10 protein-coding genes are annotated in these 14,804 nt (G+C 30.9%); 3 read left to right on the top strand and 7 right to left on the bottom strand.

Translation table 11 applies throughout. The annotated features are described in order from the left end of the window. Nucleotides 1-2 precede the first annotated feature (2 nt). Nucleotides 3-1,478 carry an IMP dehydrogenase gene (guaB, locus tag KV700_RS01310; protein ID WP_166384591.1) on the bottom strand — a complete coding sequence of 492 codons (1,476 nt, stop codon included), beginning with the start codon at nucleotides 1,476-1,478 and terminating at the stop codon, nucleotides 3-5. Between the two features lie 209 nt (nucleotides 1,479-1,687). Between guaB and KV700_RS01305 the strand changes: the two genes are divergently transcribed. From KV700_RS01305 to KV700_RS01295, 3 genes are all read left to right on the top strand, one after another. Beyond that, a complete protein-coding gene (locus KV700_RS01305; RefSeq protein ID WP_218598787.1) occupies nucleotides 1,688-2,929 on the top strand; it encodes an imelysin family protein in 1,242 nt (413 codons plus the stop codon). Nucleotides 2,930-3,010: 81 nt separating this feature from the next. Beyond that, nucleotides 3,011-4,420, top strand: a complete 1,410-nt coding sequence (locus KV700_RS01300; RefSeq protein WP_166384587.1) for a di-heme oxidoredictase family protein — start codon at nucleotides 3,011-3,013, stop codon at nucleotides 4,418-4,420. Between the two features lie 4 nt (nucleotides 4,421-4,424). After that, a complete protein-coding gene (locus KV700_RS01295) occupies nucleotides 4,425-5,492 on the top strand; it encodes an imelysin family protein (RefSeq protein WP_218598786.1) in 1,068 nt (355 codons plus the stop codon). A 219-nt stretch (nucleotides 5,493-5,711) separates the two neighbouring features. On the opposite strand, the gene KV700_RS01290 is transcribed toward KV700_RS01295, so the two are convergent. From KV700_RS01290 to KV700_RS01265, 6 genes are all read right to left on the bottom strand, one after another. Further along, nucleotides 5,712-8,111, bottom strand: a complete 2,400-nt coding sequence (locus KV700_RS01290; RefSeq protein WP_218598785.1) for a TonB-dependent receptor — start codon at nucleotides 8,109-8,111, stop codon at nucleotides 5,712-5,714. A 4-nt stretch (nucleotides 8,112-8,115) separates the two neighbouring features. Further along, nucleotides 8,116-9,546, bottom strand: coding sequence for an HTTM domain-containing protein (locus tag KV700_RS01285; protein ID WP_218598784.1), 1,431 nt, complete (start codon nucleotides 9,544-9,546; stop codon nucleotides 8,116-8,118). A gap of 161 nt (nucleotides 9,547-9,707) precedes the next feature. After that, nucleotides 9,708-10,808 (bottom strand): imelysin family protein, encoded by a 1,101-nt coding sequence (locus KV700_RS01280; RefSeq protein WP_166384581.1) that lies wholly within the window; start codon nucleotides 10,806-10,808, stop codon nucleotides 9,708-9,710. Between the two features lie 92 nt (nucleotides 10,809-10,900). Continuing rightward, a complete protein-coding gene (locus KV700_RS01275; protein ID WP_166384579.1) occupies nucleotides 10,901-12,085 on the bottom strand; it encodes a DUF4856 domain-containing protein in 1,185 nt (394 codons plus the stop codon). Nucleotides 12,086-12,214: 129 nt separating this feature from the next. Next, nucleotides 12,215-13,720, bottom strand: coding sequence for a bifunctional UDP-sugar hydrolase/5'-nucleotidase (locus tag KV700_RS01270; RefSeq protein WP_166384577.1), 1,506 nt, complete (start codon nucleotides 13,718-13,720; stop codon nucleotides 12,215-12,217). Nucleotides 13,721-13,890: 170 nt separating this feature from the next. Further along, the gene (locus KV700_RS01265) at nucleotides 13,891-14,748 is read right to left on the bottom strand and encodes a hydroxymethylglutaryl-CoA lyase (RefSeq protein ID WP_166384575.1); all 858 of its coding nucleotides are present in this window, start codon (nucleotides 14,746-14,748) and stop codon (nucleotides 13,891-13,893) included. Between the last annotated feature and the right edge of the window lie 56 nt (nucleotides 14,749-14,804).

The following is a 14,804-nucleotide window of genomic DNA, read 5'->3' as shown; positions in this document are numbered from 1 at the left end:
GTTTATCTTCTACTATAATTAGGCGATTCTTTAGTAATAACAACATCATGAGGGTGACTTTCATTAATTCCGCTTGCGGTAATTCTTACAAATCGTCCTGTTTCTTTTAATGTTTCTATATCTTTTGCTCCACAATATCCCATTCCTGCACGTAAACCTCCAATAAATTGGTGAATACTTTCAGATAATTCTCCTTTATAAGGAACACGACCTACAATACCTTCTGGAACTAGTTTTTTAAGATCATCTTCTACATCTTGAAAATATCTATCTTTAGAACCTTGTTTCATCGCTTCTACAGATCCCATACCTCTATAAGACTTAAATTTTCTTCCTTCGTAAATAATAGTTTCTCCTGGAGACTCTTTTGTACCGGCTAATAAAGAACCTAACATTACAGAATCTGCTCCGGCAGCCAATGCTTTAGGAATATCTCCTGTATAACGAATTCCACCATCTGCAATTACTGGTACGCCACTTCCTTTAATAGCTGCGGCAACTTCTAATACTGCAGAAAACTGAGGAAAACCAACTCCTGCAACAATTCTGGTAGTACAAATAGAACCTGGTCCAATACCAACTTTTACGGCATCTGCTCCTGCTTCTACTAAATATTTAGCTGCTGCACCTGTTGCTATATTACCAACAACTACATCTAATTCTGGAAACTTAGCTTTTACTGCTTTTAAAACCGTTACCACACCTTTTGTATGTCCGTGAGCGGTATCTATAATTACAGCATCTACGCCTGCATTTACTAAAGCTTCTGCTCTATCTACTGCATCTGCAGTAACACCTAAAGCAGCTGCAACTCTTAATCTACCAAAAGAATCTTTGTTAGCAATTGGCTTTTGAGTTACTTTGGTAATATCTCTAAAAGTAATTAATCCTTTTAATTTGTAATCTTCATCAACAATTAAAAGCTTTTCTATTTTATAATTCTGAAGAATTTTTTCTGCATCGCTTAAAGAAGTTCCAACAGCTGCAGTTACTAGATTTTCGCTAGTCATTACATCTACAATTGGTCTTTGGCTATCATGCTCAAAACGCAAATCTCTATTGGTAACAATTCCTTTTAAAATACCGTTGTCATCAACAATAGGAATTCCTCCAATACCATGTTCTTTCATGTTTGCTTTCGCTTCAGAAACTACAGCAGTTAAAGGCAAAGTAACCGGATCTATAATCATTCCGCTTTCTGCACGTTTTACTTTTCTAACTTCTTTGGCTTGTTGCTCAATAGTCATGTTTTTATGTAAAACACCAATACCGCCTTCTCTTGCAATAGCAATAGCCAATGCAGATTCTGTAACGGTATCCATTGCTGCTGATGCAATAGGAACGTTGATTGTAATATTTCTTGTAAATTTTGTTTGAATACTTACTTCTCTTGGAAGTACTTCGGAAAAGGCTGGGACTAAAAGAACGTCATCGTATGTTAACCCTTCTCCTAAAATTTTGTTGTTGTGTGCTGTCATGTTGCAATTAAGGTATAATTGCGTGCAAATTTACAATTAATATCTCAATTTTATACTAAAAATAACTTAGTATCTATAATAATAACAATTAATTCACATAAAAAATTATTCTTATTTATTCTAAATAAGGTTTGCGTAACTGCAATTGAATTGTATATTTGCTCCAAAAAAACAACCTATTTAAAACAAGTCTAAATAAACTTAACCAAATGAAATTCAATTTTACAAAGCTTACATTACTCTTATTTACATGTATTTTAACTATTTCTTGCTCTAGTAATGACGCAGAAGAAGAAATGATAACAAAAGAATTTACAAATGCAGATTTTATAACAAACTACACAACTATTGCTGCTGCAAATTATGCAGACACGTATAACACAGCGGTAGTTATGCAAACAAAAATTAATGAATTTATTGCAAATCCGTCTATTACAACTTTAGCAGATGCCAGAAAATCTTGGTTACATGCAAGAGATTTTTACGGACAAACAGAAGCGTATAGAGTAGCAAACGGACCTATTGATAATGAAAAACTAACGGTTGCAGAAGGATTTTTAGCTACAGAAGGAAGAATTAATGCATGGCCTTTAGATGAAGGTTTTATTGATTATGTTTCTGATAATATAGGTGGAAATATTCAAAACGGATTAATTGGAAATACTTCTTTTACTATAACTGCCGATAATCTTATCAATAAAAATGAAGATATAGATGCAGATGATATTGCTACTGGTTGGCACGCAATTGAGTTTTTACTTTGGGGACAAGATTTAAACTACGATCCTATCAATCAAACTACAGATAATTATGCGGTTTCTGGAGATAGACCTTTTACAGATTATACAACGGCAGACTTTGCAGACAGAAGAGCTACTTATTTACAAGTTGTTACCGATTTATTGGTAAACGATTTAAATGATTTAAACAATACGTGGAAAGTTGGAGGAACTTACAGAACAACTTTTGAAGCTTTAAGCGAAGAAGTTGCACTAAAAAACATCTTAAATGGAATTGGTTTTATCTCTAACGGAGAAGTTGCGCAAGAAAGAATTTATGCAGCTATTGATGAAGGTCAAGAAAATGAACATTCTTGTTTTTCTGACAATACAAACCAAGATATGTGGGCAAATGTACACGGTATAAACAATATTATTATTGGTAGTTATACCACAGAAAGTGGTGCTATAATTTCTGGTGCTTCTTTAATAACATTAGTAAAGCAAAACAACAACGCTTTTGGAACTACTTTAGAAACAAAAGCAGATGACACTATTTCTAAATTAAATACTTTATTAGGTTTAGGTAAGAATTTTGATGAAATTATTAGCGAAGAAAATTTAACTTCTGGTGGTCCTGCTAATGATTTGGCTTTAGCTTTAGTAGAACAAAGTCATGCAATTTCTGATGCAGCTAATGCATTAGGGGTTACTATTACAGTTGGTGGATAATTATAGTAAAACGTATTAATTTTTTAATAAAACTGAAGACTTTAGGGGCTTCAGTTTTCTCTATTTTATAAATAAAAGCAAATGAAATATTTTTATTGTATTTTAATATTCATGTTTTTTTCTTGTAATTCTGATGGACTTTCAGATGAAGAGTACATTAATATTGAGTATGAATTAGGTGAAGAAAACTTAGTTTCAGAATTATCTATAGAAGCTTTTACAGCAGAAAAAGCTTTTGGAACGAGTATCCCTGGTTTAATCGGTTTAGAATCTGCTTTCTTTGGCATTGGTAATGCTATGTTTGAGCAAAGTTGGGTTTCTGCACCTGCAACCACCACTTCTAGAGATGGTTTAGGTCCTATTTTTAATGCGAGAGCTTGTGCTTCTTGTCACTCTAATGACGGAAGAGGAAAACCAGTATTAGAAAATAATGCAAGTTCTCAAGGATTTTTAATCCGTTTAAGTGCTGGTAATGATCCTATAAATGGACCAATTGATTTCCCTAATTATGGCGGACAATTACAAGATAATTCTAATTTAGGTATTACTAAAGAAGGAACTATTAATGTAAGTTTCCAAACAATTACAGGCACCTATCCAGACGGAGAAACGTATGAATTAAGAAAACCAACCTACACAATTGTAAATGAAAATTATGGTAGTTTACAGCATGTAAAACAATCTGCTCGTGTTGGGGCACAAGTAATTGGTTTGGGTTTTATAGATGCTTTAAGCGAAGCTAGTATTTTGGAAAACCAAGATATTAATGATTTAGATGGTGATGGAATTTCTGGTAAAGCAAACTATGTTTGGAATGTTAAAGAAAAGAAAACTACCATTGGTAAATTTGGATGGAAGGCCAACCAACCCTCTTTAGAACAACAAGTAGCAGCCGCTTTTAGTGGAGATATGGGATTAACAACGTCTTTATTTCCTGATGAAAATTGCCCTAATGGTTTAGATTGCAGCAAATTAAATAATGGAAATAATGTTGGTGAAACGGTAGAAGTTACCGATACTCAAATGAGCAGAATAATGGTGTATCAAGCTGCTATTTCTGTCCCTAAAAGAAGAGATTATAAAACTCTTGATGTTTTAGAAGGAAAACAATTATTTAATGATTTGGCATGTGTTACTTGCCACGTAAACAACTTTACAACTGGTAATGATTATTCTTTATTAACACAATTAGAAAATAGAACGATTAGACCTTATTCAGATTTTTTGTTACATGATATGGGTGATGAACTTGCAGACAATAGAGCCGATTTTTTAGCCAACGGAAACGAATGGAGAACACAACCTCTTTGGGGTTTAGGTTTAATAGAAACGGTAAACAATCATACTTTTTTATTACACGATGGTAGAGCTAGAAATATAGAAGAAGCTGTATTGTGGCACGGTGGCGAAGCTGAAAGTGCTAAAAATAACTTCAAAAATTTATCAAAAGAAAAACGAGAACAAGTCCTTAAATTTTTAAACTCTTTATAAAATTATGAAAAAAAATATTTTATTATTTCTTTCTACAATCCTTTTAATAATGTCTTGTAGCAAAGAAAGTGACAACTCAACATCTGCAATAGATCTTTTTCACGAAGAATATTATAATGCAAATATACTTCCGTCTTTAAATAATTTTAAAGCAGAAATTACAAAACAAATTGAATTAACAGAAGCTTTTCAAACAAATACAACGCAAGAAAACTTTACGTTATTACAAGAACAATGGTTAAATGCTGCAAGTTCATTTTCTAAAACTAGAGTTTATAATGTGGTAGATGTAAAATCGCTTTATTTTGATATTATCATTTACAATTTTCCTGTAAATGAAACATTGATTGAAAAAAATATTGCTGAGAAAACAAATTTTGACACCACTTATATAGAAAATAGTAGCACCGTTTCTAAAGGTTTAGCAGGAATAGAATATTTACTTTTTGATAAAGAAAGCGTAAAAAACAGCCTTACATTATTGCAAGAAGATACTTTTAGGGTAGATTATTTGTTATCAATTACACAAGAAAATTTAAGACAGATAAATAAATTAATCGATTTTTGGGAACAAGGCTACAAGGAAACTTTTAAGAGTTACAAAAGTTTGTCTTGCGTAGAAAATGCACGTTGTTTGGCTTTTAATCAACTCATAAATATAATAGATATTATTAGAGTTACTAAAATTGGTAAACCTGCAGGCTTAGAGAAATCTCCTAATACAGATTTAAGTATTTTAGAAGCTTATAGAAGTAGAAGTTCTTTAAAATTAATTAAAAGTTCTTTAGAAGAAGTACAGAAAGCATATGCAACAAGTAGTGTCAATTTTGCAAATATTGTTGATGAAATAGCAGGTTCTTCAGAAATATCTACAGAAATAGACAATAACTTTAACTCCGTTTTTACTAATATTGATGCTATTGATGGAGATTTATATACTGCAATTTCTAATGGAGATAAAAGTGTAGCAACATTACATGCTTCTTTAGCTACTTTATTGCAATATTTCTCTGTAGATGCTGCGAGTACTTTATCTGTAAATATTTTACCAACAGATAATGATGGTGATTAATACCAAATAAATATCCTTCGAAAAAAACAATTTAAAATCATTCAACAAAAAAAGAGGCTTTCTAAAAAGTAATAAATCTTGTCATGCGGAACTTGTTTCAGTATTTTAATTTACTGAACATCAAAATTCAAAAGAATCTGAAATAAATTCAGATTGACAAAAACTCACTTTTTAGAGAACCTCTTTTTTATATCAATAAATTTAATAAAAGTTGCCTTTTTAAAACTTAAATTCTAAAGTAACATAATAATTTCTTGGTGACGATGGAATAATTCCCGGACCAGGATACCCCGTTGCTCTACGTGTAAAATAACTATTGTCTAAAAGATTATTTACACCCGTTTCTAGCTTCATAAATTTAAATTTATAAGAAGCAGAAAAGTCTAAAATATCATAGGCAGGTATTTCTCCTGTAACTCCGCTAATACTTCCTCCAGATGCATTTGTAGCATCAGAAAACTGACTTGATAAATAAGAATATTGAATACTTGCTAAAAAGTCTTTGTACCCAAAACGTGCACCTGTTTTTATATTGATCTTTGGTATAAACTCTACTTCGTTCCCTTCTACTCCATTAATTTCAGATTTTGTGTATTCTGATGTTATAAAAGAAGAATTTATAAAGTAATTTAACACATAATCAGAATTATTAGTAAACAGTTTTTTTAGGTTAAAATCTATCAAACTTTCAACTCCTAAAATTCTTGCATCACCAATATTTGCTCTTTCTGCTTTACCATCATCTCTTGTATAAATATTAATTCTATCATTATAAAACAACCCAAAAACATTGGCGTCATAAGAAAAGAAGTTTTTGTAATTACCACGAAAACCTGCATCAATTGTAAAACCATTTTCGTCAGAAATATCTGGCGAAATTTCAAAAGCAGGATTTGCCGTACTAATATCAGAAAAAGTTACGGAACGGTAATTTTGAGAAATATTACCGTAAAACTCCGTGGTATTATTCAGTTTATAACTTGTTCCCAATCCTAATAAAGCAAATGTTCTTTCGTTAGAATCTTCCACGTCATCTATACTTTCATCTATTTTATTTCCTGCAGCATCAAACTTAAACTCTTTAACAATCTCATCTCTTTTTGTATTGATATACTCCAATCTAAAACCTGGTGTAATTGATAGTTTATCATTTATATACATAATGTTTTCACCAAATAAAGACACATTCAAATTAGGGAATTTACTATCCGATTGCCTCGGATAATCTGGAGATTCATCTAAATACATCTTAAAATCGGCATCCGAACCATCAGATCCAGGACCTTGCATATTGGTATTGTTTGCTTTATAAAACTTGGTACCAATCAAAAAAGTAGATTTTTTATCAAACAAGGTATAATCACTAACCAAACGCGACTCAAAACCAAAGTTTTTGAAAGTACCTTTTATCAAGTCTCTTTCATCTCCAGAATCTGCTTGACTTACTCTATTTGTTCTAAATCCTAAGGCATCTCTAGACGCATCTAAACCAAAGAAATTAAAAGAAAAATTGGTTTTATCAGAAAAAGCATGTTCCCATTTTAGATTGTATAAAAACCATTTTACCTGAAACCAATTACGCGCTCTATTACTCTGTAAAGGATCTTCATTAAACATTCTATCTGTTAAACCACCTGCTTGTTGTGCTAAATATTTTAACACGGTAACTTCTGCAGACAACTTACTTTTATCGTTAATTTTATAGCCTAAATGTGCAAATACATTGGTAGATTCAAATTCTGAATTCGGTCTAAATCCGTCTCCTTTTTTATAATTTACATACGTGTAATAACTAAACTTTCCGTGTGTGTTACTCAAACTGGTAAAGTTGGTGTACAAACCGTAACTTCCAACAGTATTTCTAAAAACAATTTCTTGGTTTTCGGTTGGTTTCTTGGTTACAAAATTTACCAAACCACCAAATTGCGTTCCGTATTGCAAAGAAGCTGCACCACGAATTACTTGTATTTCATCTAACCCTTCACTTGCTGGAGTGTAATAACTTTCTGGATATCCTAAAACATCTGCGCTAATATCATATCCATTCTGACGTGTATTAAAATTAGCGGTTCTGTTAGGATCTAAACCTCTACCACCAATATTTAACTGCAAACCGGCATCATCATTCTGATAAATATTTAAACCTGCAACTTGATTAAAAATCTGACGCGCATTATTTGTTGATAAAGCTGCCGCAGATTGATTCACCAAAACGACTTCTGTTTTTTTACCTGCAAAAATAGAAGTTCCTTCTACATCTTTCAATCTTTTTAACTCAAAGACCTTACGTTTTCTGGCTTTTATTTCAATTTCTGATAATTCTTCTGAGAACGAGTTTAAAACAATTTTCACATCATTATAGGCATCAGAATTTAAAACAGTTCTATTTACTCTAAAATTATCAGTATAAAATACAAGAGAAACTGTTTCTTTATCAACCGAAAAAGAAAATTTTCCTAATGCGTCTGTTTGTGTTAATAATCCGCCAGATTCATTATAGATTTCTACATTTTTTAAAGCTTTATTCCCATCAGAAACTACGGTTCCAGATACTTTATATTGACTGTAAATTGCCGTTTGTAATAAGGTAAGAATGATAAAAATGATTCTAAATTTCATATACTTAAATTCCTTTAATTTTTATTTTTGATGAAAACGGAATAATCCAATCTTTGTGTTTAAAGCTTTCTTTTTGTTGATACAAATCTACCTTTGGGTTGATGAATCTTGTACTTAATCGTCCGTTTAAGGCGACGTAACTTTCTGCAAAAATAGCAATATTTTTATGTCCCTGACTTTTAAAATGATCGCCCAAATAATGCACGTATTCTAAAATAAAATCAGGTTGATAACTCATTTGTTTTTCTTGAAATGTGGTTAAAAAATCTTTATTATCCACCATAAAAGAACGGCCTGTTTTTGTATCTAACACTCTAAAGGTTGTCATTCCTGCTTTTTCCATTAACATAACTCGCCAAGAAAAACGATAACCTTCTTCTGTCCAAAATAATTCTCCCGGATACAATAAAGATCTAAAAGGCATTAGTAATTGAATTATTAAAAACACGCCTAAAATTGGTAAAACCATTTTCCCTTTAAAAGTTGAAAACGTATAGTTTTGATTTAAAACAACACCTCTCGACTGCGCTCTAGGAGATAAATTAGTTCTCGATACAATTTTTCGTTCCTCAAAATCATTCGAACTGACATTTAGGATATATCTTTTTATAAAAGCTATTATTTTCTGATGAAAACCAGCATCAAAAAATATCAATGTAGAAATAATCATCACAAAAGGAAACATACCAATTGGGAACAGAATCCTTGTAAATACATGGAAAAAAACCACTAAAACAAACGCAAAAACTCTTGTTCTTTTGTACAATAATAAAAACGGAATGGTTAAATCATACAACATACCAGACCAACTCATGGCAAAATGAAACCACTCTTGTTGCATAAAAGTATTTCCAATTAAAGGAAAATCATATTTAGATGGCAACCATATTTTTAGAGGCATTGCTCTAAACATCCAATCTGAATTTAGTTTTGCCAAACCTGCATAAAAATACACAACGCCTAAAAGGATTTTAATAATATCAATAGTCCATTTTGGTATGTTTGTATATTTCTTTTTGTTGATTAAATTATCAACAGAAAAAGTAGCATTTGCAGGTAAAAAAATAAGTACAAAACTAAGAACAGTAATAAAATAATAATGGTTTAAATACGTGGTTTTATCCATGAATTCTATATACGTAAAGGATAGAAAAAAGGTAATTATTGCCAATCTATATTTATAACCAAACGCTACAAAAAGAGCAGATAAGCCACAAATAATAAACAGCAAATACGTGTAATTACCTATTGGTTTTATCCAACTGAATCCATAATACGTAAAATGAAACTTTGGTTCTAGATACAATGTTTCAATCCAACCGTTTGCCCAAAAACGCACAATACTAGCAAACATCATAAAACCAAAAAACAAACGAAAAACAGCTAAAGGAGCTTCATTTGTTTGTTCTTTAAAATTGTAATTTAAAAATTTCATCAAAATAAAAAAAACTGAAAAAGTTCTGTACTTATCCTGCAAGGTTTCAAAAACCTTGTAGGTATATTATTTCTATCTTGGTAAACATCTTTTATAAACACCTACAAGGTATAAAAGAAAACCTTCCAGGAGAAAAAATCCGTTCAATAGATTAATATGTATTAATCTCCATCTGCATCAACATAATCTACACTTATATTAAAAGCCTGTAACATATCAACCTTTAATAAAATAACTACTTTTTGTAATTCATCATACGCCATTGTCATTGCAGAATTATCTGTATTAATTTGTGTAGAAAAACTATTGTCTAATTTGTTAATTTCTATATTTGCAAGTCTAAATTGAGTCTTTATACCTGCAACAATATTCCCACCATTTAAAGCTTCTAAATATTGTTGAAAACTAGGACCAACAGTTGAAGAACTGAAATGTTTCCCTTCAAATAAATCTTGAACCGCAGTTAAAGCTTCTAAAGCTAATTCTTTAGAAACATTATTTTTATAAAAACCTTCTACTTTTTCAGGCAAAGGTGTTGCAGAAAAAATACCTGCAGGTATTCCTATTTTATTTGCTCTTAATCCTTTTTCGTAGTAAAAAATATAATCATTAATTAGCATGTTTACAGCACTGTTTACGGTATTAGAAGTACTTGTAACAAAACTATCTCTTTGTGTTTTAAAATCTGAAACGACACTTGTAGTAAGTGTATTCATTTTATTTAAAACGTCTGTAATGTATTTTTTATAATTGTCTTTATTGGTATCTGTAGTGTATTTAGCTAAGATAGTTGCATCAGAATCTGCGACACCATACAATAAATAGTCTAATGCAGGAAAACCTTGTGCATCATGATTATTAGCACTATCTAAATCGTACACTCCATTAGATATATTAGTTTCTACATCTGCAACCGTTAAAGGGTAAATATTCATGTGAAAAGAATATTGAAGCTCGTCTGCTTTACCAATATTAAACATTTCTATATGTTGCCAAGTTTTGTATGCTGTTAACCAAGAAGTTCTTAAAGCGTCTAAATTTACTTGATTTGGAGTTGTAGTAAATGTTTCTCCTGCAGTTTTTAAAGCGGTCATTTTTGAGCTAAAATCATCATAAGCAGGAACTATAATATTATCTGCAATATTTACAAGCATTGCATTTCTATCAAAACTATCTTTTACTTTTGGTTCTCCTTCATCAGAAGAATTACAAGAAGCAAATAAAGTTATGGATATAAAAAGGATACAAAAATTTTTAATCATCTTATTTTTATTAAATCTAAATATAAAGCAAAAATAGTAAAAAGCATTTAAAAAAATACTTTTTACTATTCTTAAAAAGAACTATTAAGGTATTAACTACCTGCCTGTAAAACTGTAAAATTGAATTTAGAAGCTATAGTTTCTGATACCTCATCTAAAGTTGTAGTTGTAACATCCCAAAAACCATTACCAGATTGTAGTGTTTCTAAAATTGTATCTACTTCTGTTTTTGATAAATATGGTTCTGTAGAGTTTGGTTGTCTTGTAAATTGTAAGCTATAAATAAAACCTACTGCTTCTGATAATGCGTGAAAAGCAGCTGCTTCATCTACACTTAAAACAGCTTTACCTTGTTGTAAATAGTAAATACCTCTTACTGCAATAACTTCAGAAATTTTTTCTTTTAAAATTGCTACCTGACGATCTCTAGTTATATAATCTTTATTTACAATTGCTGCCCTACCTAAAGTAAAAGCATTGTAAATATCTGCTGCAATACCTGCAAAATCTTCATCGTCATTAACTCTGCTTAAATATTCATTTAAGAAACTGTCGTTATTTAAAACGGGAGAAGTAGCATCTGCCTCTAAAGCGTATAAATAACCAAAAGCTTCATCCCATTTATGTTCCATGGTGGTGTAGTTATGATCTCCATCTAAAGTTTCATTATCGTTATCTGTTCTATTAGACGCTTCATCTAAAACAGCAGTACTTAAATAATTATTTAAAATTTGATCTACCACTAAAGCTCCAATTAAACCTTTATTAATTGCTTGGTTATACTCTAATCCTTTTGCATTAATATATCTTAAAGATCCACCACCTGCTTGTTGAATTTGACCTGCAACACCTGCAGAAGCATTTACATTCCAATTAGGAAAAACCTCGGTTACTTGTAAAGAAATCCAAGTATCAAATTGTGTTTTTATAGTAGAAGCATCTGTAGAGTTTGCTGCATAAAAATCTGTAGACGCTGCCGTTTTACTTCTAATACTTTTATTTGATTCATTTAAACTTGCTTCAGAAAAATCTAAATTCCCTTCTGAATGGGCAAATTTACTGTTTAAAGAAGTTACTGTTTCTGTAGGTACTTTTAAAGCATCTAACAACTCTTCTCCCATTTTAATTCTTGTCGTTTGGCCACCATAACTTACGGTAGATTCTCCGTTTCTAGAAAAACTATAGCTTGATGGTGAAACTGTTGGGTTTTCATCATCATTACTATTACAAGATATTAATGTTGCTACAATTGCTAACGATAGGATTACTTTTTTCATTTATTTAGATTAATTACAAATAATTTTCCGCAAATATAAAATTGATTTTTACATTGACAAAGTTTATTTAGATTTAATTTAAATAAAACCAACACACAACAAGTAAATACCTAAAAATCAGTTAACAACTTATAAGTTTTCAAAATAAGCAACAACAGCTTTTCTAATATCATAAGCTAATTCCTCTTTTTGGGGAGTATATACAGCAAGTATTTCTTTATTTTCTTTTGATAAAAAAGGAATATCAAACCCTTTTAATAAATAGTCAGAAAAAGCAACCGTATACGTTTTATTTACGTTTAATTCTTCACTTTTAATCATCCACTTCTCACCTACTTTCTCTGCATTATAACGTTGTAAATAAGCGCCGTTGCCTACAGCTAAAACACCATAATCTAAAACACGTTTTAATAGTCTTCCTTTTATTTTAACTTTTAAAACTTCGCCTCCATAGGGCAATACTCTAAAAATATCTACTGCAGTTATATGACCACTTAATTGGTCGTCAATTCTTATAGAACCTCCATTTACCAAAGCACAATCTACTTCATCATTAAACGCAAAAGACATTGCTTTGGTTATTACTAGACCTAAATTTGTTTGTGTACTTCTAATGGGTGTATCTCTACCATCTAAAGGTATTTTAGCTTCAAAAATAACTGCTTCTGGGTTCTTAATAATTTCTTTAATTTTTGATGTTAAAATGGTTTGCCATTTATTTACAATTTCGGCTATTTTTTTATCCGACTTTATTGTTGAATTAATTTCTTTTAATTCTGAGATCACTACTGTTTTCTTCGTTTTTTTATCATAAGAAATTCGATGTACATACATTGTTTTTGCATTAGCATCTGCTTTAGCAATAATTACCTTTCCTATAGTGTCATAAGAGTTAGTGTGCTCATGACCTCCCATAATTAAGGGTAAATTAGGTATTAACTTTGCTATTCTTTTATCATTAGTTAATTTAACATGTGTTAAACCAAAAACTACATCTACAGAATCTTTTATAGCTGCATAAGAAGCTCTTGCTTTTACAAACATATTACCGTATTCTACAAACTCTTTTGGGTTAGAAGGTATACAAACACTTATAAAGCCTACTTTTATTTTGGTACCGTCTTTATCAGAAAATTCTTTAATAAAAGTTTCTCCTATATGTTCTTTTTGTCCGTTTATTTCTTTATAAAAAGGAATTGCTGCTTCTCTTGTTGTTTGTTTTACGTTGGCAGTTATCCAAGGAAAATTGCTTTCGTTTAATCTTTTCTGAAGGTCTTTTTTAGAAACATCAAACTCATGATTACCAAATGCTACCAAATCGAAATTCATAGCATTCATTACTTCTACCATTTGTTTTCCTCTTACTCTTTCTCCGTCTACTTTTATGGTACCTAATAAAGACGGATTTAAAAAATCGCCTGCCATAAAAAGCATGGTATTTGGGTTCTCTTTTAATAATTCTTTGTGTACCGTTTCTACTCTTGCCATTCCGCCATATTCTCCACCTTGTATGGGTGCAATTTCGTAGACATCATTTAATTGTAGAAAAGTAAAGTTTATTTTACCATCATCTTTAGAGCAAGAAATAACTACGAATATTGATAGAAAAAATGGAAGTAATTTTATAAATTTCATTATATATGGGTTGTTAGCTTTGTAATGCGTCTGTTAATTTTAAAAACGGATATAAGGCTTTTAATTTTTTTAAGATATGATGAGAAGTTAAAACAGATTTAGCTTGAAATTTTTTACTTTTCTCCTTTCAGATTATGTAAATTTTAGTCACTTCAACTTTAAATAAAATCTTAAATAAAAGTCTCTAATGCTTTGTTATAAGCACTTTCAAAACTCATTGGTTTTAAATTAGTATCTGCTTTTTGAGCTGTAAAATAACTCAATAATTTTTCTGTTGGCATATTACCCGTCAATTCATCTTTTGCCATTGGGCAACCACCGTAGCCTTTAATTGCACCATCAAAACGGTTACAACCAGCTTTGTAAGCTGCGTCTACTTTTTCGTGCCATTTATCTGGTGTAGTATGTAAATGTGCGCCAAATTCTATTTTTGGATAAGCAGAAATTAAATTCGAAAATAAATAATCTATTACTTCTGGCGTAGAACTACCCACGGTATCTGAAAGAGATAAAATTTTAACACCCATTTTAGATAATTTTTCTGTCCACTCACCTACTATTTCCACATTCCAAGGATCTCCATACGGATTTCCAAAGCCCATAGATAAATAGGCAACCACTTCCTTGTTGCTTTTATCTGCAATATTTAAAATGGCATCTAGGGTTTCTATAGATTCTGCTATTGTTTTGTGCGTGTTACGCATTTGAAAGTTTTCTGAAATTGAAAATGGATATCCTAAATAATCAATTTCTTCAAACTGAGAGGCATCATCTGCTCCTCTTACATTCGCTATTATGGCTAACAGTTTACTTTGGGTTCTAGACAAATCTAATTTTGATAAAACAGCGGCAGTATCTCGCATTTGCGGAATTGCTTTTGGAGAAACAAAGCTGCCAAAATCAATCGTATCAAACCCTACTTTTAATAAAGAGTTTATATACAATGCTTTTTGTTCTGTAGAAATAAAATGGCTTTTTATTCCTTGCATCGCATCACGCGGACATTCTATGATTTTTACTTTTTTCATCAGAACCAAAGATAGAAATTCTAATGAAGTAGCAAAACATTTTTCAATTGATTATT

The organism is Polaribacter sp. NJDZ03, assembly GCF_019263805.1.
Lineage (GTDB): Bacteria > Bacteroidota > Bacteroidia > Flavobacteriales > Flavobacteriaceae > Polaribacter.
Note: the sequence above shows the minus strand (reverse complement) of the source record. Positions and strands in the feature narration are given on the sequence as shown.

What these genes read in the sequence shown, in the direction of transcription:
- guaB (WP_166384591.1), bottom strand. Translation starts at nt 1,478, where the DNA reads ATGACAGCACACAACAACAAAATTTTAGGAGAAGGGTTAACATACGAT.
- KV700_RS01305 (WP_218598787.1), top strand. Translation starts at nt 1,688, where the DNA reads ATGAAATTCAATTTTACAAAGCTTACATTACTCTTATTTACATGTATT.
- KV700_RS01300 (WP_166384587.1), top strand. Translation starts at nt 3,011, where the DNA reads ATGAAATATTTTTATTGTATTTTAATATTCATGTTTTTTTCTTGTAAT.
- KV700_RS01295 (WP_218598786.1), top strand. Translation starts at nt 4,425, where the DNA reads ATGAAAAAAAATATTTTATTATTTCTTTCTACAATCCTTTTAATAATG.
- KV700_RS01290 (WP_218598785.1), bottom strand. Translation starts at nt 8,111, where the DNA reads ATGAAATTTAGAATCATTTTTATCATTCTTACCTTATTACAAACGGCA.
- KV700_RS01285 (WP_218598784.1), bottom strand. Translation starts at nt 9,546, where the DNA reads ATGAAATTTTTAAATTACAATTTTAAAGAACAAACAAATGAAGCTCCT.
- KV700_RS01280 (WP_166384581.1), bottom strand. Translation starts at nt 10,808, where the DNA reads ATGATTAAAAATTTTTGTATCCTTTTTATATCCATAACTTTATTTGCT.
- KV700_RS01275 (WP_166384579.1), bottom strand. Translation starts at nt 12,085, where the DNA reads ATGAAAAAAGTAATCCTATCGTTAGCAATTGTAGCAACATTAATATCT.
- KV700_RS01270 (WP_166384577.1), bottom strand. Translation starts at nt 13,720, where the DNA reads ATGAAATTTATAAAATTACTTCCATTTTTTCTATCAATATTCGTAGTT.
- KV700_RS01265 (WP_166384575.1), bottom strand. Translation starts at nt 14,748, where the DNA reads ATGAAAAAAGTAAAAATCATAGAATGTCCGCGTGATGCGATGCAAGGA.